The 21,624-nt window shown below is 52.1% G+C and carries 14 protein-coding genes and 1 pseudogene; 9 read left to right on the top strand and 6 right to left on the bottom strand.

What is annotated here, in order from left to right; translation table 11 throughout:
* From AYI96_RS14245 to AYI96_RS14225, 5 genes and pseudogenes are all read right to left on the bottom strand, one after another.
* Nucleotides 1-5,159 (bottom strand): FG-GAP-like repeat-containing protein (locus AYI96_RS14245; protein ID WP_186300068.1); only part of this gene is annotated, 5,159 nt, incomplete at its 3' end.
* Nucleotides 5,160-5,615: 456 nt separating this feature from the next.
* A pseudogene (locus AYI96_RS14240) lies at nt 5,616-5,749 on the bottom strand (IS256 family transposase); the annotation flags it as partial.
* Between the two features lie 84 nt (nt 5,750-5,833).
* The gene (gene oxyR / locus AYI96_RS14235) at nt 5,834-6,742 is read right to left on the bottom strand and encodes a hydrogen peroxide-inducible genes transcriptional activator OxyR (protein ID WP_052248010.1); all 909 of its coding nucleotides are present in this window, start codon (nt 6,740-6,742) and stop codon (nt 5,834-5,836) included.
* Between the two features lie 256 nt (nt 6,743-6,998).
* Nucleotides 6,999-7,364, bottom strand: coding sequence for an Hpt domain-containing protein (locus AYI96_RS14230; RefSeq protein ID WP_039033706.1), 366 nt, complete (start codon nt 7,362-7,364; stop codon nt 6,999-7,001).
* A gap of 148 nt (nt 7,365-7,512) precedes the next feature.
* Entirely contained in the window at nt 7,513-8,433 is a 921-nt protein-coding gene (locus AYI96_RS14225; RefSeq protein ID WP_039033705.1) for a TIGR01212 family radical SAM protein, read from the bottom strand.
* Between the two features lie 501 nt (nt 8,434-8,934).
* Here AYI96_RS14225 and gltB point away from each other — a divergent pair.
* The 8 genes from gltB to AYI96_RS14185 all read left to right on the top strand — a co-directional run bounded on the left by gltB (nt 8,935) and on the right by AYI96_RS14185 (nt 18,787).
* Nucleotides 8,935-13,383, top strand: coding sequence for a glutamate synthase large subunit (gene gltB, locus AYI96_RS14220; RefSeq protein ID WP_144361820.1), 4,449 nt, complete (start codon nt 8,935-8,937; stop codon nt 13,381-13,383).
* A gap of 6 nt (nt 13,384-13,389) precedes the next feature.
* Complete coding sequence (locus tag AYI96_RS14215) at nt 13,390-14,796, top strand: FAD-dependent oxidoreductase (protein WP_071475582.1); 1,407 nt, start codon at nt 13,390-13,392, stop codon at nt 14,794-14,796.
* Nucleotides 14,797-15,014: 218 nt separating this feature from the next.
* Nucleotides 15,015-15,707 (top strand): 5'-methylthioadenosine/adenosylhomocysteine nucleosidase, encoded by a 693-nt coding sequence (locus tag AYI96_RS14210; RefSeq protein ID WP_100142050.1) that lies wholly within the window; start codon nt 15,015-15,017, stop codon nt 15,705-15,707.
* Between the two features lie 20 nt (nt 15,708-15,727).
* The gene (locus tag AYI96_RS14205) at nt 15,728-16,717 is read left to right on the top strand and encodes a cobalamin biosynthesis protein (protein WP_144361819.1); all 990 of its coding nucleotides are present in this window, start codon (nt 15,728-15,730) and stop codon (nt 16,715-16,717) included.
* A gap of 70 nt (nt 16,718-16,787) precedes the next feature.
* On the top strand, nt 16,788-17,162 hold the full coding sequence (locus AYI96_RS14200; protein ID WP_039033703.1) for a DUF2721 domain-containing protein: 375 nt from the start codon (nt 16,788-16,790) through the stop codon (nt 17,160-17,162).
* Complete coding sequence (locus AYI96_RS14195; protein WP_039033679.1) at nt 17,162-17,785, top strand: trimeric intracellular cation channel family protein; 624 nt, start codon at nt 17,162-17,164, stop codon at nt 17,783-17,785. The genes AYI96_RS14200 and AYI96_RS14195 overlap by 1 nt, the downstream gene beginning before the upstream one ends.
* A gap of 2 nt (nt 17,786-17,787) precedes the next feature.
* A complete protein-coding gene (locus tag AYI96_RS14190) occupies nt 17,788-18,261 on the top strand; it encodes a nuclear transport factor 2 family protein (protein WP_373296856.1) in 474 nt (157 codons plus the stop codon).
* A gap of 94 nt (nt 18,262-18,355) precedes the next feature.
* A complete protein-coding gene (locus AYI96_RS14185; protein ID WP_039033677.1) occupies nt 18,356-18,787 on the top strand; it encodes a hypothetical protein in 432 nt (143 codons plus the stop codon).
* A gap of 103 nt (nt 18,788-18,890) precedes the next feature.
* Here AYI96_RS14185 and tyrS read toward each other — a convergent pair whose 3' ends face one another.
* The gene (gene tyrS, locus AYI96_RS14180) at nt 18,891-20,087 is read right to left on the bottom strand and encodes a tyrosine--tRNA ligase (protein WP_039033676.1); all 1,197 of its coding nucleotides are present in this window, start codon (nt 20,085-20,087) and stop codon (nt 18,891-18,893) included.
* Between the two features lie 124 nt (nt 20,088-20,211).
* Between tyrS and AYI96_RS14175 the strand changes: the two genes are divergently transcribed.
* Nucleotides 20,212-21,612, top strand: a complete 1,401-nt coding sequence (locus AYI96_RS14175; RefSeq protein WP_039033675.1) for a peptidoglycan DD-metalloendopeptidase family protein — start codon at nt 20,212-20,214, stop codon at nt 21,610-21,612.
* Nucleotides 21,613-21,624 lie beyond the last annotated feature (12 nt).

Below are 21,624 nucleotides of genomic sequence, written 5' to 3'. Positions count from 1 at the left end.
CCCGCATCACAGTTATAGACCTGTTTAGGTGTGGATTGATACGTTTCTGTACACTCCCACAGACGGCGCCCTCCTCCCATTGGTTCACCACCACCGCATACAACCCCTGCTCCTGAAGGTTTAGTTGCTGAAACTATGGTGAAATCTCTAGAGCACTTACCCGTTGATGCATTTAAGTAGCCACCTTTAGGACAAGTTTGTTCGGTTTTAACCTGTGCAACTTTGGTTTCCGTTTTAGAACAAGTTGTACCGGAAAGAGTGTAACCACTGGGACAGCTATAGCTGTAGCTTAGCGATGCTGATTGAGTTTCACTCTTTTGGCAGGTTGTGCCTGCCGCATTGAGCGCATAACCTGTTGGGCAGGATTTACTTACAGGTGTTGTTTCAAGCGCACCACAGCCTCCTTTACCACAAATATCTAATAAACGGTAAGGGTTGGTGCTATCGTAGCGGTAATCACCAACACCGGTTTTAAAGGTGATATTGCCCAAATCGTCATATTGCATCTCATGGGTGGCTTTAAAGTCTGATGGCAGACTCGTACCACCGGAGTGGATACTGACGGTACGCTCATACAGGCGATACAAATCATCATAGTGATAGTTTTCGCTGAATGTGGCCGGAGCCGAAGACAGGTTGTGCTGACGGTACTCCAGGTTACCCACGGTATCAAAGCGATAGTCAAGTTGATGGGCTGTTACTCCCGCAGTGGTCAAATTGATACCGCTAACCCAGCCAGTGGTTGCATCAAAAACAGTTGATTCCTGGGCACCATTACCATAACGCACCTGTTCCACCTGCCCACGGGCATTCATTTCGGTGATAGTTTGATATGCCTTACCTGTTTGTTGGTCGGTACGCTTGAAAAGGTATCCCTGAGCATTGTAGTGGTTGACGACCGTCAGCAAGTTATTGGGGTATGTCTGAGTCGCCGCTCTGCCATGGCTGTCATAGCTAAAGCGATGCTCATAGCTACTACCTGCTATGCTTGTCTTGCTGCTGGCCAACCGGCCGGCACTGTCATACCCGCTCTGCTTGCTGTGTACCCAGCCGGTTTGAGAGCAATTGGACACAACGGCGTCGAAACGGGTTTCCGCAATAAGTAAACCGGCGGTTTTGCTGCTTTTGTTACCATAGGTCCAGCAAGAGGTGCCATCTGGCTCAGTTTGCCTGACTTTACGCCCTAGAATGTCATAGTAGATAAAGCTGGATTGGGATTTACCATTGGTCTGTGACAGCATTTCGCCAAAGGCGTTATAGGTGTAGCGCCACTGTCCCTTATCAATGTCCTTGGTGCTGATTTTGCGGCCGTAGGCATCATAGCTTGCCTCGGTGCGCAGCAGCTCTTGTCCCGATGCTGAGGTGATAAAACTTTTCACCAGCTTGCCACCAGCATCATAGACAAACTCCAGTTCGTTGCCGATATCATCAACAACTTTAAATTGCTCACCCATGGCATTGGAGACAGCGCGCTTTTGCTTGCCATTGGGGTCTATCGTCAGCGTCTCAAATCCCAGATATTGAATACTGGAAACACCACCGTTGGGATTGGTTTGGTTGATGACCCGACCAAAGTGGTCGTACTCTATTTCGGTGTAATAGGCACTGATACCGGCAAAAGCGGGTTCATATTGTCTGACAGGCCTTCCCTGCGCATCGTAGCTGGTTGCAGTAACAACCCATTGCCCATCAAAACCCTGCTTCTGCTTACCGACTTCACGGCCATATTTATCTGTGATGACTTTGGATTGAGGCGCACCGGCCTTGGTCTTGGTGGTAACCAAATGGCCATGACCGAGAGGTGAACACCCGGCATCACAGGTGGCATACTGATAGCTTGTTGGAACACCATCCGGAGTGACTTCCCGCACCAGCCTTCCCCACTTGTCATGGTCCTTGGTCAGTTTGCGACCATTGGCATCAGTCACGGTAATTTGAGTGATTTTACCCGTTACCTGGTCTGCAGACTGACCATTGTAGGTATAGGTGCTGCTGTCGCCTGCCGCGTTGGTCACTGTCTTGAGCAGACGCCCTCTGGCATCGAATAAATAGCTCATCTGTCTCGACTGCTGGGTGTTGCCGGCGGCATCTACGCCTCCGGTGACCCGCTTGGTCAGGGTGTTGCCGTAAATGTCATAGGTTTTGCCGGTAGTCAATTTGTAGCGATTGTCATTTGGCGATACCGTTGAGTTCATCAGCAAACCGTTATCGTAATAGCTGAATGCGCTCTCGGTCACTATCGCCTGAACCTGCTCTCGCTGATTAAAGCGTGATTTAGTCACCCTGGTATGACTCAGTCGCCCCTTGGCTTCGCCGCCACCATGACCATCATACTGGTTAACCGTCTCGACCCTTGAAACCAATTGATTGGCTTCAAGGTCAGTCACATCCGCTTTAATGGCAATGGCATTTCCCCAGTCGTCGAACTGAGTCTGGGTGTTTGTCTGCGTTAACTCCCTTACCACCCCATCGCTGCCATATTGCGAGGTGCGCTCCACTACGTTTTCTTCACCCCGGCGATAAATACCGTCATTGCCTCGCTGAAAGCTGTATTCATTGATTGCCGAGTACAATATTTTTCCCTGATAGGTTTGTTTGGTTGCCAGGGGCAAACCTATTTGCGGGAACAACTGATGATAGATAGTCTCGGTCACCACCTGAGTCTGATTGTCTCTGGTGCGTAATAACTCAAACCCGGCCGGGCCACGCCCCAAACGGTTTATCAGCAAGCCGCCATACTCATAGTTAACGGAAACCTGGCTGCCATCCCCGGTTTCAGTGGCAACTTGCTTAACAACTTTTTGCGGCGGAATAAGGGAGAAGTTACGACTGTTGTCCAGATAACTGGAAACCTGAGTCTTATAGACACTGTATTCGCCAGCAGACTTTTCCGTCAACGACGCGTAAGTCACCCTGGTCTTGACTCCAAATCCGTCGGTAATCCCCTTGATGGTATTGTGATATGCATGGCTCTTATGGGTTAACCTTTGCCATTGACCGTTACTGAAATAGACAATATCCAGTTTTCCACGACCATCGATATCCGCAAAATTCAATGGTTGATCGGACAGGTAATTGATTGCGCCATAAGTGGTCCATGAAGTTAACTCGGGGTTGGAGTGATACACCAACGCCTGAGACGAGGTATGCTGAACCACCATTTCGGCTCTGCCATCACCCGCGATCTCGATAAAATAGGTTTTGTACTTCTGAGTATCGGAAGTAGTAATGCCCGTATCCATTCGAGGCAAGAAACCATTGCCATCTGACAGTTGAATAAACCATTTATTATTATGGACATAGGCAATGTCCGACAAGCCATCACCATTGAAATCGGCACTGCGTAGGGTATTGGCGATATTGATATTATTGTGTGGCCCCCGGTAAATTTTCTGCCGTCTTTGATAACTGGAGCCAGTCGAGACATAAAGATTCCAATACTCGTAATCACTGACAGACCAAGTACCTCTGATATCCAGACGACACTCATTCTCGGTCACTCCCGAAATCACTTTGCCGCTACCGGAAATACACACGGCCTCCCGCTCTCTAACCTCCAACATAAAGTCGGTGAGTCCATCACCGTTGATATCCATAAAGGAGCTGCCAAAACCTCGACTGGAATGCCACTGGTGAACACTGGTGTTGTGCCCAACTTCAGTACTGGGAAAGCTATAAAGACTTTGCGCCGCAGCAAAACTTCCATTTCCCAGATTGCGATACCACTTGATGGCGCCACCATCGATGAAGATGATGTCTTCCAATGCATCACCATTGACATCGGCAACCAGCGCTTTGCCTTCAAGCCCAATAGCCTTACGCCCCAAATCCTTTAGCGTGTAATTCACCACACGCTCAACATCCTCACATAGCTGAGTACCACGGCCATTTGGCTCACACACAGTGTGCTGATAAGTAGAAGGTTTAAAAGACAGAATTTGCCAATTGGCGGTTTCACTGTTGGCCACCAACAAGTCACGCTGGCCATCACCATCATAATCTATGGTTTGGGCATAAGCCGCCTTAGCGGCTCCGGTCGAGGCCATCGCCTGTTCAATACCCGACTGAATACCACGCTTGTACCAACGCCCGCCCCGTACATAAACGATATCTGATAAGCCGTCGCCGTCCATATCAAAAAACTTGGCGGTGTCGTTGTTACCGGACGGAATATTCAACGCCCGTCTGCCGGAAAAGGGTTGATAAGCAGGGCCGGCAGATGCACCCGGCGGTCTGTCCCACTCAAAGGTTATCGGTGTGCTGCAGTCGGTTTGGGTTTGACCAATACAGGCTTTAACCTGCTCAAGGTAATCATGCTTATCGCTGGAAGTCGCCTTGTGATACGTCAGGTAATAGGTTTTGTCGACTTCGTCATCCAGCCTCACCTCAATCTTTTGCAATTGCTGCTTTATCGCAACAGAGGTGCCATAGGAATAACCATACTTAGGGTAACTGAGGGGGGTATAGATAAATCTGACCTGATTATAGGAAACCTCACCATTGCTGTGCCCGGCATAATCGATGCTTTTCAGGTATTGCTCACCGGCGATGTTTTCATAGTGATAACTAATGTAATTACCTACAGAGTCCTCAATGGCCTTCAGACTCCAATGATAAATCACATCACTGTTGTTTTGAGATACGGACCGATAACCATCTCCGGATGATGAGGCGCCATTCACATCCAGAAACCGCTTCCCGGAAACCTCATCCACATCGCCATAAAAATAGGTGTCTCCCGATTTGGTTTCAACCTTGAAGGCCGCTGGGCCGCCGCCAGGCGCCTGGCCAATCACAGTCACCACGGAGGCATCATCCAGCTCCTTATGGTACTCGGCGCCATTTAGACTATGGGTTCCGGCGGTTAAAACCAGACGAGCACCGTCAAGGCAGTAACTGTCCTTGTTGGTAAGCTCTACACCTTGCAAATAACCATCCTGTTCAATGGTTTTTGGACAGCGGCTGATGGCGGAAAGCCCTTGAAGCCCCCACCCCAATCCCATAATGGCTTCGCCGCTACCTGATGAATAACTCAGCTCTACGGCGGGCTTTAGTTTACCTCTGGCTGCGGGAGTATCTATGGGGATGGTATATGTTGCCGCACCTTGCTCACTGACCCGAAAAGCGCCACTTAAAGGGGCTGTGGATGATGCGTGCACTGTTGATATTGTTAGAACTGCGAAAGAAACCAGCAAAATAAAACGGGGGAGCCAACGCATAATGACAAACATTCCATGTTTAAAGTCATTCCACTTGTACAATCATTATCAATGACCATCCAACACAACAACAGGCAAAACAAACCGCCCTCAAAAAACCAACAAACACACCAAACAAAAACCAAATAAAACACCTATCCATCACCCACAACTAAAACCATCAATTTAAAAACAATGTACAATAAGGAGTTATAAAAGGAAGTTAGGTGAATAGTTGAATGGAGTCTTACTCTTACAATAATAAGTATGTCCATCAGGTAAGATGACTTTGGGAATCGTCCCTAGTTTGTTTTCACAACGCTATATTGATGGTAAAGATGAAGCTCATCGTCAAGTAACATGCTTTACGGATTATATTCGAAAGAGGGTTTTCAAAATTCTGTGTCACGTTAAAAATCACAGCGCAATGTAGGTTTCCTGTCGCTCTTCAAAATGGATGAACAACTGAGACAGCGTCAAGCTCCAGTTTTGAATCGGTGTAACTACCGCTCTTGAGCTTTCAATATACCTGCGTAGAGCAGTTTGAGTAAACGGCTCTACGCAGGCCGCATCCTGCAAGGCTTTTCTAAGATATCATAGATGTATTTTCTTACTGTTACGACTTGAATCCAAGCCTAAACCTGCTGCTGAAGCAGCTGCTGGATCTCCAGCCCCAAAGTTCTGAAAGTCAGGATCCGGCTGGTAGTCTGACGCCATACCAGACCTATCTCACGATATGGAGCCTCCCCTGGAGGGCTCATCACCGCCAGATCTGTGTCTTTCAATATCCCGGCATCTATTGCCATCTGCGGCAGGAAAGTCGTGCCCAATTTACTGTTCACCATCTGTACCAGAGTGTGCAAACTGGTGGCCGCAAAAGGGTTGACCTTGGCGCTGTCACCCAGTTGGCAGGCACTGATGGCATGACCGGTAATGCAGTGCTCACTCTGCAACAGAAAAATACTCTCATCCGGCAGCGCCTGATAGTCCACCGGCTCATGAATATCGGCAGATAAGTCCTTGTGCACCACCATCTTGAAGGGATCTATACCCACTTTCATGCTGTGATAGCCGGAAGTATCAGCAGGCAGAGCCAACAACAACAGATCCAACTCGCCCTTACCCAAAGCTGTCAACAAACGCTCTGTGGTGTCCTCTTTGAGCAGCAAACTCAGATCCGGATAGGTCTTCTGGCACTGCTTAACTACACGGCTCAGCAGGAACGGGGCAATGGTGGGAATACAGCCAAGTCGGATCTCTCCAGTCATAGGCGCACCCTGGTTTTTCACCAATTCCACCAAGTCATCGACATCGGTCAGAATTTTCAACGAACGCTGTACTACTTCTTCACCGATAGCGGTAAACATAAAAGACTTATGATCCCGTTCAATCAGCTGATAACCCAACTGTTCTTCCAGATTTTGGATCCCGCTGGACAGCGTCGATTGGCTAACATGGCACACCTTGGCTGCCCGGTTGAAGTTCTGTTCCTGATGCAGGTTCACCAGATAATAGAGATTTTTCAAACTGGGTAAGTGTTTCATTTTGTCGATTACCAATTGAGTAATGCATTAGAAAGTTCTATCTAATCTAACACAAAAAGTCTGTCGAGCAGCAGTATCACATCAGGAGTGTGACCGAGGCGATAAATCATCCCCCAAGATATCTATCACTGAAGCGGAAATAGCAGAGAACCCAAGCCTTGACGGCTAAGGTTCAGGTATTAAAAAAGGGGGTAGTAACGGAAGTTTCTTAATACCTTGACTGCGCCGGAGCTTCTCTCCGGCACCCAAGGCTAATTTATGCTTTGGCTTCGAGGAAAGACTTGAGTTGCTGCAGATCTGCACCGGCATGTTCAACAATAACCGCCAGCCACTCTTTATGCCCGGCTTCCCAAGCGGCTTCTTCACCGTGTTGCAGTTGCTGTGCAGTTTGCTGGATCCGCTTTAATCCCACAGAGCCGGCAGCACCTTTGAACTTGTGAGCCTCAGCGCACAGGGTATCTTTATCTCCGGCCGCTTCGGCCTTTTGCAAATTCGCGACGTATTCAGGCAACAACTGTTCAAATAACACCACACTCTTGAGTAAGGTGCCGGCACCAATAGCACTACAGTACTGCTCCAGGGTATTGAGATCTAAGATAGTATCCAGTTCAGTTGTGGCCATGAAGGCGCTCCTCAAATGTGTCAGATTTACCACATCATACCCGCTAAAATTACCGGTGCAACTTATAGGCGCTAAACAAGACAAAACTTTCCCGGATTTAACATTGGCGATACAAAATCCGGGCACAATAGATACAATGATTTATAGGCTATTGATTTAAATTGATTAAACTAGAACCTTGCCCGCCCTTAGCCGCCAACTCATCCACCAGTGCTACCAAGCCTATCCAGCGCTGAGCGCACCAATCCGGCGCCAGCAACACGGGACGGCTGGCATAAGCGGTCACCCGATGAAACACTATCTCTTTTGGCGTGTGACGGATCAGTTGCGCCGCACTGGTAACATATTCGTCCAGTGTCGGTGGCTGCAACCTGCCTGCTTCCCAGGCCTTGGCCATGGTACTGCCGACTACTATATGAAGGGGATGTAATTTAAGGCCATCGACACCTGTGTTTAACACTGCTTCCAGCGTTTGTTGATGTTCAATCAGCCCTTCTCCCGGCAGTCCGAGGATCAGATGAGTACATACCTTGAGTCCGCGACTGCGGGCGCGGCATACAGCATCCTGGTAAGCGGCAAAGTCATGACCACGGTTAATTCTTTTCAGCGTGGCGTCGTGAGCTGTCTGTAAACCCAGTTCCAACCAAACTTCACTGCCGTTTTGTTGATATTGCGCCAACAGATCCAGCACCCTGTCCGGTACGCAATCCGGGCGGGTACCGACACACAAACCCACCACTTGTTCGCTCTGCAGTGCCTCATCGTATTTGCGCTTCAACTCGGCATACTCTTCATAAGTACTGGTATAGGCCTGGAAGTAAGCCAAAAACCGCGAAGCCTTTGCTCTCATCTTCTGTTTGCCGGCCTCAAGCTGAGCCGCAATCGACAAGTCGGTTCCATGTTCATGACTGAAAGAGGCAACATTACAGAAAGTGCAACCACCGCGTCCCAGAGTTCCGTCGCGATTGGGACAGGTAAAACGTGCATCCAGAGTCAGCTTTTGTAACCGTTGACCAAATTGTTGCCGGCAGTATTGACCAAAGGTAGTGACAAAATCGTCCAGTCCCATTTGCTTCTCTCAAAAAAGTCGCCAGTCTAACGACTCCAATTTGGGACTACTCTGCTCCAGGTCAATTTATGTCACAAATGGCTGCTACTTTTGCCAGTGATCAATGATCAAACCGCTTGAGCGTAAACCGCTCCCAGATCACACTTTTGTGAATATTTAATCATTTAATGCAAATTTTTAATGTAAACACCAGCGAGACCGGAAATCAGTTTTTCTTCTTTAAGGATAATTCGAGGCCGCTTGTTAAAATTAGGTGAACAGAAAACAGGGGCAAAGTAGATTTTCTTTTCATTCATAGTGTTATACAGCGCAATCCTCAGTTTACGTTAACGTAATGCAATTGAAGATTCCGTATGAAACACCCCAAGATTCATCAAATATATGCAATATTTAGGTTTGACCTTTAGCAAGTCTCAGGATAATTTGAATGGTTCGGGTGCATATCTATAGAGTTTGGTACTCTCTCCCGAGTAGTAATAGTGATGTTAAGGGAGGTTTTGTATGAGCTTGTATCATCCCAGTTTCGAGCGGGATAACTGTGGTTTTGGATTAATAGCCCAAATGGATGGCGAAGCCAGCCATCGCATTGTTCGCACGGCAATCCATGGCCTCGACCGCATGAAACATCGTGGTGGTATTGCAGCTGACGGACGCACTGGCGACGGTTGCGGTTTGCTGATGCAAATGCCCACAGGATTCTTTGAAGCCATTGCGGCCGAACAGGGCTGGCATCTCAGCCGTAAGTTCGCCGTTGGCATGCTGTTTTTAAACCAGGATGAAACCCTGGCCGCCGAAGCCAGAATATTGCTCGAACGGGAACTGGAGAAAGAAACCCTGAGTATTGCCGGCTGGCGCCCGGTTCCGGTCAATCCGCAAGTGCTCGGCGAGATAGGCAAGTCCAGCTTGCCGCAAATTTGGCAAGTGCTCATCAATGCTCCCATTGGCTGGCGAGAAAAAGATCTGGAGCGGCGCCTCTATATGGCTCGCCGCCGTCTCGAGCAGCAATTAAGCCAGGATAAAGACTTTTATGTCGCCAGCCTCTCCGGCCAGGTCATTGTCTACAAAGGTTTGATGATGCCGGCCGATCTGCCGGCCTTTTATCCGGATCTGGCCGATATTAGGCTGCAAAGCTCTATCTGCCTGTTCCACCAGCGCTTCTCGACCAACACCTCACCCAAGTGGCCACTGGCACAGCCGTTCCGTTTTCTGGCCCACAATGGCGAGATCAATACCATCACAGGTAACCGTCAATGGGCTAGGGCGCGGGCCTACAAGTTCAACTCACCGCTGCTGCCTGACTTGCAGCAGGCCGCCCCGTTTGTCAATGAAACCGGCTCAGATTCGTCATCACTGGACAATATGCTGGAGATGCTGCTGGCCGGCGGCATGGACCTGTACCGCGCCATGCGTTTGCTGATCCCGCCTGCATGGCAGAGTAACCCCGAGATGGATGAAGAGCTCAAGGCCTTCTATGACTTTAACTCCATGCATATGGAGCCTTGGGATGGCCCGGCCGGGATAGTCATGACCAACGGTCGCCACGCCGCCTGCGCGGTTGATCGCAACGGGCTGCGGCCATCGCGCTATGTGATCACCAAAGACAGAATTCTCACCCTGGCCTCGGAAGTGGGTATCTGGGACTATGGCCCGGATGAAGTGATTGAAAAAGGCCGGGTCGGCCCGGGTGAACTTCTGGTACTCGACACCCTCAGCGGTCGTCTTTATCAGTCATTCGAAATCGATAACGACCTCAAACGTCGTCACCCCTATAAGGAGTGGATGGCGAAAAACAGCCAGACTCTGGTGCCGGCTGAGCAACTGTCGCCGCAGGATCAGGGTGTCAGTGAATTCAACCAGGGCACTTTGCTGCAGTACCAGAAGCTGTTCGGCTACAGCCGTGAAGAGCTTGAGCAAGTGATCTGGGTACTGGCCAGCAAAGGCGAAGAAGCCACCGGCTCCATGGGCGACGACACCCCGATGGCGGTACTGTCGAAGAAGCAGCGCTCGCTGTATGACTATTTCCGGCAAAAATTTGCCCAGGTCACCAACCCGCCAATCGACCCGCTGCGGGAGAAACATGTGATGTCGCTGGCCACCTGTATCGGCCGCGAGCAGAACCTGTTTAACGAAACCACGGGACACGCCTATCGGGTGATGTTCAATTCGCCTATCTTGCTGTTCAGTGACTTCAACCAACTGCTGAGTCTGGACAGCACTTATTACCGTGCCAACAAGGTTGACCTTAACTACCCGGCCTCCGAAGGCCTGAGTCAGGCAATCAAACGGATCACGGATGAAGCCGAGCGCCTGGCACGCACCGGCACCACCCTGATAGTGCTCTCGGATCGTGCCGTCAGCAAAGATACCCTGGTCATTCCGGCCGCCATGGCGGTAGGTTCAGTGCAGCAGATGCTGGTGAACAAGAGCCTGCGCTGTGACACCAACATCATAGTGGAAACAGCCTCGGCCCGGGATCCGCACCATTTCGCGGTACTGCTGGGCTTTGGCGCTACGGCCATCTACCCCTATCTGGTGTACGAGTCCATTGCCGAACTCGCCAAGCGCCATCAGGCCGAGGATATCGTTAATCTGATGCTCAACTTCCGCTACGGCATTGAGAAGGGGCTGCGCAAGATCATGTCCAAGATGGGGATCAGCACAGTCGCCTCCTATCGCTGCAGCCAGCAGTTTGAGGCCATAGGCCTGGCCGACGAGGTGATTAAACAATGCTTCAACGGCGTGGTCAGCCGTATTCAGGGTGTGGGCTTCGATGGCATAGAAGCCGATCAGCAACTGCTGAGTCAGGCGGCCTTCCGCCCCCATGTGCCGCTGCCGCAGGGCGGTTTGCTCAAGTACGTTGAGGGCGGCGAATACCACTGCTTCAACCCGGATGTGGTCAATACCTTACAACGGGCTCTGAAAGAGGTGGATTACCCGCTCTACAAACGGTTTGCCGAGTTGGTAGACCAAAGGCCGGTCGCCACCTTGAGAGATCTGCTGAGCATCAAACAGCAGCGCGAAAGCATAGCGCTCGAAGATGTAGAGGCGGCCAAAACTCTCTTCCCCAGATTCGACAGCGCCGCCATGAGTATCGGCGCCCTGAGCCCGGAAGCTCACGAAGCGCTGGCCATCGCCATGAACCGTCTCGGCGGCCGCTCAAACTCGGGCGAAGGCGGTGAAGATGCCCGCAGATTCAACAGCGAACGCAATTCGGCCATCAAGCAGATAGCCTCTGGCCGCTTTGGGGTAACCGCCCATTATCTGATTAACGCCGAAGTGCTGCAGATCAAGGTCGCCCAGGGCGCCAAGCCCGGTGAAGGCGGTCAGCTGCCCGGTCATAAGGTCAGTGTTGAAATCGCCGGCCTCAGGCATGCCCGCCCGGGTGTAACGCTGATATCACCGCCGCCGCACCACGATATCTACTCTATTGAGGATTTGGCGCAGCTGATCTTCGATCTCAAGCAGATAAACCCCAAGGCGCTTATCTCGGTCAAGCTGGTCTCTGAGCCGGGTGTTGGCACCATAGCCACAGGAGTCGCCAAGGCCTATGCCGATATGATTACCGTTTCCGGCTATGATGGCGGCACAGGCGCCAGCCCACTGACGTCGGTCAAGTATGCCGGCAGCCCTTGGGAGCTGGGCCTTGCCGAAGTTCACCAGTCTCTGGTGGCCAATGGTCTGCGACATAAAATACGCCTGCAGGTGGATGGTGGTCTCAAGACTGGCACAGATGTTATCAAGGCGGCCTTACTGGGTGCCGAGAGTTTCGGCTTTGGCACTGTGCCCATGATAGCGCTCGGCTGCAAATACCTGCGTATCTGTCACCTAAACAACTGTGCCACCGGCGTTGCCACCCAGGACAAGACCTTGAGAGACAAGCACTATCATGGCTTGCCCGAGCGAGTAATGACCTACTTTGAGTTTGTCGCCGAAGAGGTGCGTGAATGGATGGCCAAGCTGGGGGTCAGCGAGTTTGAACAATTGGTAGGGCGCAGCGATTGGCTGCAGGCCATCGAAGGCCAGACCGCCAAGCAGCAGGGACTGGATCTGAGCCCTATCCTGTTCAAACCCGAAGTATTGCCAAGCACCAGTTTGACCTGGAAAGAGATCAATACGCCGGCAGATCCCGGCAGCCTGAACCAGGAACTGCTGGCCAAGTGCGCCGAGCGTGCCACCAAGGGCGAAGGCTTCGATATCTGCTTCCCCATCAATAATACCGACCGTTCAGTAGGCGCCGCGCTTTCGGGCCATATCGCGGCAACCTGGGGCGTAAAAGGCTGTCCCAAGCCGATAAGACTCAGCTTCAACGGTAGCGCCGGCCAAAGTTTCGGGGTCTGGAACAGCCCAGGACTCGAGCTGTCACTGTGCGGCGACGCCAACGACTATGTGGGTAAAGGTATGTCCGGCGGCAAGATAGCCATCTATCCACCGCTCGGCAGCGCCTTCCAATCCGAGCGCAGCGCCATTGTCGGTAATACCTGCCTCTATGGTGCCACCGGCGGCAAACTGTTTGCGGCGGGACGGGCCGGTGAGCGCTTCGCGGTCAGGAACTCTGGGGCATTGGCGGTAGTTGAAGGGGTCGGTGACAACGGCTGTGAATATATGACAGGCGGCATAGTAGTGGTGCTGGGGACCACGGGCGTTAACTTCGGCGCCGGTATGACTGGCGGTTTTGCCTATGTGTTCGACCAATTCGGCCGCTTTAGCCGTAGGGTCAATACCGAACTGGTCGATACCCTCAAGCTGGAGATGCCCATTCATCAACAGCACCTCAAAGGGCTGATAGAGCAACATGTGGCCGAGACCGGCAGTGAACACGCCAGTGCCATTCTCAGTGAGTTTGACAACTGGCTCGACTGTTTTGTCCTGGTCAAGCCCAAGAATATTCAGGTTTCGGATCTGCTCAAACTGGAACAACCGAGCCCGGAACTGGCCGTAAAAGCGGGGTAAGCGAGCATGAGTAACGATTTTCAGTTTATCGAAGTGGGTCGTATCGACCCGAGCAAGCAGGCTATCGCACGCCGCAAGACTGAGTTTATTGAGATTTACCAACCCTTTGCCCAGGCGCAGGTCGACCAGCAGGCCGATCGCTGCCTGGACTGTGGTAACCCTTACTGCGAGTGGAAGTGCCCGCTGCACAACTATATCCCCAACTGGCTCAAGCTGGCCAAACAGGGACGTATCCTGGAAGCGGCAGACCTGGTGCATGAAACCAATACCCTGCCGGAGGTCTGCGGCCGAGTCTGCCCGCAGGACAGGCTCTGTGAAGGTGCCTGTACCCTGAATGATGACTTCGGCGCCGTCACCATAGGCAATGTGGAAAAGTACATCACAGATACCGCCATCGCCCAGGGCTGGCGCCCTGACATGAGCCAGGTAACGCCCAGAAGCGAGCGGGTCGCCATCATAGGCGCGGGGCCGGCCGGTCTTGGCTGCGCCGATATCCTGGCCCGCAACGGGGTCAAGGCTGTAGTCTTTGACAAATATCCTCAGATAGGCGGCCTGCTGACCTATGGCATTCCCGCCTTTAAGCTCGACAAGTCCGTGATGGCTACCCGCCGCAGCGTGATGGAAGGCATGGGGATAGAGTTCCGCCTCGGCGTCACTGTAGGCCAAGATATTCCCTTTGCCGAGCTGCTGACCAACTTCGATGCCGTGTTCCTCGGCATGGGGACCTATAACGCCATGCAGGCGGGCCTGCCCGGTGAAGAAGCTGAAGGGGTTATTCAAGCCCTGCCCTACCTGATTGCCAACACCCGTGAGTTGATGGGGCAAGCCGATCCGGCACAGCCCTACATCGACCTCAAGGGCAAGAAGGTGGTAGTGCTCGGCGGCGGTGATACCGCCATGGACTGTGTGCGCACGGCGGTGCGCCAAGGCGCCGAGTCGGTTATCTGTGCCTATCGCCGCGACGAAGAGAATATGCCGGGTTCGCGCCGTGAGGTGCAAAATGCCCGCGAAGAAGGAGTCGAGTTTCTGTTCAACCGCCAGCCGGTGGCGATTGCCACAGACGATGGCAAGGTCAAGGGAGTCGAATTTGTTGAAACCGCGCTTGGCAACGCCGATGCCAGCGGTCGCCGGCGTCCAGAGCCCATCCCGGGCAGCGATCAGTTGCTGGAGGCTGACGCCGTGATTGTCGCCTTCGGTTTCCAACCCAGCCCGGCGCCCTGGTTTGCCGAGTTTGATATCGCCCTGGATCAATGGGGCCGGGTAAAAGCTGAAAAAGAAGCGGCCAATCCGTTCCAGACCAGTAACCCCAAAGTATTTGCCGGTGGTGATATGGTCAGGGGTTCAGATCTGGTGGTCACCGCCATCGCCGAAGGGCGCGATGCGGCGCTTGGGATCCTCAATTTCCTCAGCTGACAACTCAACACTTTGAGCGTATCCGGGAACCCACCTCCCGGGTGCGCTTTTTTTCGCCTGTTCTACACTCCGGGAATAGCGCAGCCAAAGCCGTTTATAACATGCATCCTGACTTCAGCGACCAGGCTGTAACCGGCAGACTTGTTCGCACCAATCTTGGCTTGTGCTATATTAAGCCGCCCTCAGGCTCACTCAAGACATTTAAAGAAGGTTAAGCCATGAAAATCGGTATTATCGGCGCCATGGAGCCGGAAGTTGCTCACCTGATTGCCTCTTTGGAAAACCCACAGCACAGCAAGGTTGCCGGCATTGAATTTGTCAGCGGCACTCTGGTTGGCAAAGAAGTCATAGTTACCCGCTCCGGCATAGGCAAGGTTGCCGCCAGCATAGCGACCAGTCTGTTGATTGAAAAGTTCGCCCCGGATGCAGTCATCAATACCGGCTCGGCCGGTGGGTTTGTCGATGCGCTGCAGATAGGTGATATAGTGATTTCCAATGAAGTCCGCTACCACGATGTCGATGTCACCGCCTTTGGCTATGAGATGGGCCAGATGGCGCAGCAACCGGCAGCCTTTATCCCGGATCCCAAATTGATGCTGGCAGCCCAACAGGCCATCGCAGGTTTGGGAGAGGTCAAAGCCATTGAAGGCCTTATCTGCACAGGTGACAGCTTTATTTGCGATCCCGAGCGCACTGCCGTCATGTTAAAACATTTCCCCACCATGGCGGCCTGCGAAATGGAAGGCGCCGCCATTGCTCAGGTATGTCATCAGTTCGGCGTGCCCTTTGTGGTGATCCGCTCTTTGTCCGATAATGCCAACAACGACTCTCCGGTCGACTTTGATGCCTATCTGGTCAAGGCGGGGCACCACTCGGCCCTGATGGTCATAGGCATGCTGCATCACCTTTAATTTAAGGAGCACCAGAGCCCATGAGTCTGCCCTTTTGCGAGCAGCTGCTGGCCTTAGATGGCCCCCTCATACAGGGGTTTCTGGTGCTGTTTTTGGCCTTGTTACTGGCACGTTTGGCGCCGCTGCCCCAGGCGTTTCAACCCCTGGCCTGGTTGAGCCATCTTGCCAGGTCACTGGCCGCCAAGGTCAAACGGGGCGACAGAGACAAAAAGCAGCAGCTGATTGCCGGTTCACTGGCTATTTTACTGCTGGTACTGCCATTTTGGTTAATCATCACCTTTCTGCTGGAACTGGCGGCATTCCCCTGGTTCTTTGAGTTTTTGATCCTCTATCTGTGTCTCAACGACGCCTGTTTTATTCAGGAAGCCGAAGAGATATACCAAGCCCTCAGGCGGGGAGATAAAGCGGCCGCCAGAGAGTTGCTCGCCCCCTGGGTTGCCCGCGATACGGCCGAACTGTCCGAGGCAGGCATAGCCAAGGCCACTATAGAAAAGCTGGTGACCACTCCCATTCACGGCACTGTTACCGTGGTGTTTTTCTTCTGTCTCGCCGGCGCGCCCATGGTGCTGCTGGTGAGAATGCTCAAACAATTGGAACAGAGCTGGTGGTGTCTGGATCCACAATACCGTTTCTTCGGTCGCCCCGTTTTTCTGGTCAATCAAGTGCTACTGTATATTCCGGCGCAGCTGTGGCGTTTTACCCTGGCGATTCAGGGTGGTCCCCAGACATTAAAACTGCTTTGGCACACACCCCATAGCCGCTTTCCTATCGGCTCTAATTTCCAGGTGGCAACCATGGCAGCATTTGTACTGATGACAGAGCTTGGCGGACCACAAAAGTATTCCGGCATCAAGGTACAGGTGGAGAAAATCGGCCCGGGGCCCATAGCGGATCACAAGACCATACCCAAAGCGATTGCGCTGACATTTCGCACCTTCACCATCTGGTTTGCTTTTGTGATCTTGTTACCTCTGATTTGGGTTTTGTTACGTTATTCACAAACGCTTTAAATTATTCAATTTCTCCTTATAATGCCTTCATTCCCCGCTTGACACTGAGAAGACTGCCGTGCTGGACAATATGCATATCTCTTTGACGACCCCGGCATTGCTGTTTCCGGCCATTTCCCTGCTGCTGCTGGCTTATACCAATAGATTTTTCTCACTGGCCGCGCTAATTCGCACCTTGAGTGGCGGCGATAAACCCGTTGCCGCCGAACAACTGAAAAACCTGCGCCGCCGCATCGTTATCATCCGCCGCATGCAGGAGGCAGGTGTCACCAGCTTCGCCCTGTGTGTGCTGTGTATGATTTTTATCTATCTTGGCTTTAACACTACAGGCTCGATGATTTTCGGCGCCAGTTTGCTGTTATTGCTGTATTCCTTAATCCTGTCGGTGATTGAAATCCGTATCTCGGTCGATGCCCTCAACATTCATCTCAAAGAGATGGGTTAATGACATTGTGGGTCTATAGCCTGGATCTGTTCGGCACCGCAGTATTCGCCCTTTCCGGCGCTTTGGCTGCCGGCCGGCACAGGATGGATCCTTTCGGCGTTTTGGTACTGGCAGCGGTCACAGCCATAGGTGGCGGCACCCTAAGAGACACCATTCTGGGCGCTCCGGTATTCTGGCTTCATGACCACAACTATCTCTACGTGATACTACTGACCGTGGTACTGACCTTGATTCTGGTACGCCGCCCCTGGCGTTTGCCCCCATCTAGCCTGGCCATAGCCGATGCCGTCGGCCTGGCGCTCTTTACCGTTATCGGTACCCAAAAGGCCCTGACTCTAGAGTTTGGCGCCCTGATAGCCGTAGTCATGGGCTTGATCACAGGAGTGGGAGGAGGCATTATTCGGGATCTGCTTTGCCGCCGGATCCCCATGGTGTTGCGTACCGAAATCTACGCCACAGCATCTATTCTGGGCGGTCTGGTGTACACCTGCAGCCTGCAGTTAAAATTCGAAGCCGAGGCGGCGCTGATGCTGGCTTTTTTCACGGCTTTGATAATTCGCCTGGCCGCCATACGTTGGCACCTGTCGTTACCCGCGTTTGACCTAAAGACCAAGAGAGATTGATTGTGCGTTATTTGGTGTTGATCCTGGCATTGTTAAGCCCACCATTGCTGGCCAACAGCGGCGATATGCCGCCGGAGCAGCAGATGGCCGTACGCTATATCCATGCTCTGACCACTCACGACTATGATGAGCTGGCGACCTTTTACAATCGTGACAGCGTCTTCAACGACCGTACAGCAAACCGCAAATACACGGGCGGCAGGCATATTATAGAGTTTCTGGAGCGGGCACACCGCGGCGTACTCGAGTATCGATTCAACATAGAGCACATGTTCAACTCAGGCTCTCTGGTGGTGATGATAGGCAACTACCACTATAAGGGTCCGGGAGAGCAATTTGGCAAGCCCGGGAAAATTATTGATATCGCCATCCCCGGAGTAACCACGCTAAAGCTGGATACACTCAACCACAGGGTGAAAGAACATATGGATCTGATGGACTATCAGACCATGGTGGATCAACTCTCGGCTCAGTAATCCAGCTCGCCGGGAACCCGGCCTGTTTTTTACTGTCCAACTCATCTGAGTGCCAACAGCGAGATCAGGGTTCACTCTGATCCGAGAGGTAAAGATGAGTCGCTTATCCGTACTGGCTGTCCTGCCCCTGTGCTTCCCTCTGATGACTCAGGCCCAGGCAGCATTCAATGCCGAAGAAAAGTTTGAACCACCCCTGGTGGTTTCCTACGCCGCACAACCTATAAACCGTTTCAATCAAAAGCTGATGCAGGCGCAACATCAACAGGCTCCCTGGAGTAACAATCCCGAAGGGATCAGCCGCCACTATTCTGGCTCAGCCTTTAAGTTTGTACGCATCAGCCACTCTCACGGCAAGACCTTAACCTATAATGTCAGCACCCAGGAAGGACATCCGCAGATGCTGCTTATTCTGGCGCTCGATAACAATGCCGGAGACTGGTCAGTGGAAAAAGCCGTGCTCAGTTGGCGCTGCCAGAACAAGGTCTACTTTGGTACCGACAACTGTAGCCCGCCTCACGACCACTGAGCCTGATACAGGTAAGAAAAAACCCGGCAATGCCGGGTTTGGTATTTTACGAGCTCAAACAAATGCTTAAATTTAGCTACCTTGGAATTTAGGTACCTTGAGTTCAGGCCAGTGTTACCTTGGCAAACTTACGCTTGCCAACCTGGAATACCGCGCAAGTGCCGGCGTTCAGTACCAGCTTGCTGTCTTCAAGCTTATCACCATCCATCTTCACCGCACCTTGCTTGATCATCCGCATGGCATCGGAAGTGGAGCCAACCAGACCGGCTTCTTTCAGCAGATTGGCAATCGCCAACCCTTCACCGGCTTCCAGAGTCAGCTCGGGAATATCATCCGGCATAGCACCCTTTTGGAAACGATTGATAAAGGCTTGATGGGCAGCCTCGGCAGCTTCTTCACTGTGGAAACGACCAATAATCTCTTTCGCCAGGGCTATCTTAATATCCCTTGGGTTGGCACCGGCTTCGACATCGGCCTTAAACTGTTCGATTTCAGTCAGCGGACGGAAAGACAGCAGCTCCAGGTAACGCCACATCAGCTCATCGGAAATGGACATTATCTTACCGAACATCTCATCCGGGGCTTCACTGATACCTATGTAGTTTCCGGCAGACTTTGACATCTTCTTCACGCCGTCCAGCCCTTCCAGCAGCGGCATCATAATCACCACCTGAGGCTTCATGCCTTCGGATTTCTGCAGCTCACGGCCCATCAGCAGGTTGAACTTCTGATCAGTACCGCCCAGTTCTACATCGGCATTCAATGCCACTGAGTCATAACCCTGCAGCAGCGGGTACATAAATTCATGGATAGCGATCGATTGACCTGAGGCAAAGCGCTTCTTGAAATCGTCACGCTCCATCATACGAGCCACAGTCTGGCGGGAGGCCAGGCGGATCATACCGGCGGCGCCGAGATCTTCCAACCAGCTGGAATTGAACTCAATCCGGGTCTTGGCCGGATCCAGAATTTTGAATACCTGCTCCTTGTAGGTTTCGGCGTTGGCCAATACCTGCTCACGGGTCAGAGGTGGGCGAGTACTGTTCTTGCCACTCGGGTCACCGACCATACCGGTAAAGTCACCGATAAGGAAGATAACCTCGTGTCCCAGGTCCTGGAACAGTCTGAGTTTGTTAAGAATAACGGTATGGCCTAGGTGAATGTCCGGCGCAGTCGGATCAGCACCCAACTTGATTTTAAGTGGCCGACCTTCTTTCAGCTTTTCAAGCAGATCTGCTTCGAGCAAAACCTCGTCGGTACCACGTTTAATTTCCGCCATTATTTGTGCTAAATCAGCCATCTCGCCAACAACTCCCTAGGCTCTTCAAATTCAAAGAGACTTATGTTACTTGTTAGCCAGCCTAAATGAAAGTGTGTACACTAAGGCAATATGCCCAAGAATTAAGAAATTGGTATCCGGGTCGATGGCAAAGCTTATAACTCTCTTCAAACTGCTGCCCAGAAAGCATCAAATCCTGCTTAGTATTTTTACTACCATAACCCTGATAACCCTGTTGCTGCCCTCTGACGAAGCCGAGGCATCGAAAAACAGCGCAGTTCCGGAAACCCATGTTCGTTACCAAGTGCCTCTGGCCTTTCGTACCCCCACTTCACCTACGGCCCAGCAAGTGGTTGAAAGCGGACAAGATCCAGAATCAGAAGCCGCCGCTGAGGCGTTGACAGAGAAACTCAATCAACAGGCTAAAGCCGCTCTGACAGTTCAGGAGCAAACCAGTCCGGCGATAGCCGAGCTTGAACATTTCGAGATAAAGAGTGGCGATACCCTGGCGGCGCTCTTCAGTCGCGCCTCACTTACTGCCAGAGAAGTTCACGACATTACCCAGCTGCCGCTGGCGAAAAAAAACCTGCTGAAAATCATGCCTGGTGACGAAGTCGCCATAGGTAAAAACGCCGATGGCGAATTGCAAGAGCTCAGATACCGCCTCGATGCCATCTCTACTCTGATAGTCCGCAAACAGGGCAAGAGTTATCAAGAAGAACTGGCGGTAAAAACCGTTGAGACCCGGGATAAGTTTGCCCGCGCCAGCATCAAGAGCAACTTCTGGAATGCCGGAGTCGAAGCCGGACTGACACCGGCGCAGATTATGCAGCTGGCCACCATATTCGGCTGGGACGTCGACTTTGCCCTGGATATCCGCGAAGGCGACAGCTTTGCCCTCATGTACGAAGAAGAATATGCCGATGGTGAGTTTCTACGTAACGGCAACATATTGGCGGCCGAATTTATCAACCAGGGCGAGCGCTACACCGCGGTAAGGTATAAGGATGGCAACTACTATTCCGAGGAAGGCCGCAGCATGCGCAAAGCATTCCTGCGCTCTCCGGTTGACTTCAAGTATGTGAGTTCCAACTTCAATCCCCGCCGCCTGCACCCTGTTACCGGTCAGGTGAAGGCTCACCGCGGAGTGGATTATGTTGCCGCTATAGGCACTCCCATCAAAGCGGCCGGCAGCGGCCGGGTCATCAAGGCAGGTTACAACCAATACAACGGCAACTATGTGTTTATCAAACACAACGAAACCTATACCACCAAATACTTACACCTTAACAAGCGTAAGGTTAAACAAGGTGAAAGCGTCAAACAGGGACAGATCATAGGTACTCTTGGCCGCACAGGAAGGGTAACTGGCGCCCATTTGCACTATGAGTTTATCGTCAACGGTGTACACAGAAACCCGCGCACTGTGGATCTCCCCAAGGCCGAAGCGATAGCCAAGCGCGAACGTGTCGCGTTCCAACAACTCAGTAGCCAATTGATGGCCACTCTGCTGCGCAACAAACAAGTTCAGGTTGCGATGCAATAACAGGGACAGCAT

The organism is Shewanella sp. MSW, assembly GCF_007636515.1.
GTDB classification, from domain to species: Bacteria; Pseudomonadota; Gammaproteobacteria; order Enterobacterales; family Shewanellaceae; genus Shewanella; species Shewanella indica.
The sequence above is the reverse complement of the archived record's forward strand: the minus strand, read 5'-3'. Positions and strand labels throughout refer to the sequence as shown.

Coding starts and splice junctions, on each gene's coding strand:
- AYI96_RS14225 (WP_039033705.1), bottom strand. CDS start 8,433: ATGGGACTGGACGATTTTGTCACTACCTTTGGTCAATACTGCCGGCAA.
- AYI96_RS14195 (WP_039033679.1), top strand. CDS start 17,162: ATGACATTGTGGGTCTATAGCCTGGATCTGTTCGGCACCGCAGTATTC.
- AYI96_RS14200 (WP_039033703.1), top strand. CDS start 16,788: ATGCATATCTCTTTGACGACCCCGGCATTGCTGTTTCCGGCCATTTCC.
- AYI96_RS14185 (WP_039033677.1), top strand. CDS start 18,356: ATGAGTCGCTTATCCGTACTGGCTGTCCTGCCCCTGTGCTTCCCTCTG.
- AYI96_RS14175 (WP_039033675.1), top strand. CDS start 20,212: ATGGCAAAGCTTATAACTCTCTTCAAACTGCTGCCCAGAAAGCATCAA.
- gltB (WP_144361820.1), top strand. CDS start 8,935: ATGAGCTTGTATCATCCCAGTTTCGAGCGGGATAACTGTGGTTTTGGA.
- oxyR (WP_052248010.1), bottom strand. CDS start 6,742: ATGAAACACTTACCCAGTTTGAAAAATCTCTATTATCTGGTGAACCTG.
- tyrS (WP_039033676.1), bottom strand. CDS start 20,087: ATGGCTGATTTAGCACAAATAATGGCGGAAATTAAACGTGGTACCGAC.
- AYI96_RS14205 (WP_144361819.1), top strand. CDS start 15,728: ATGAGTCTGCCCTTTTGCGAGCAGCTGCTGGCCTTAGATGGCCCCCTC.
- AYI96_RS14215 (WP_071475582.1), top strand. CDS start 13,390: ATGAGTAACGATTTTCAGTTTATCGAAGTGGGTCGTATCGACCCGAGC.
- AYI96_RS14230 (WP_039033706.1), bottom strand. CDS start 7,364: ATGGCCACAACTGAACTGGATACTATCTTAGATCTCAATACCCTGGAG.
- AYI96_RS14210 (WP_100142050.1), top strand. CDS start 15,015: ATGAAAATCGGTATTATCGGCGCCATGGAGCCGGAAGTTGCTCACCTG.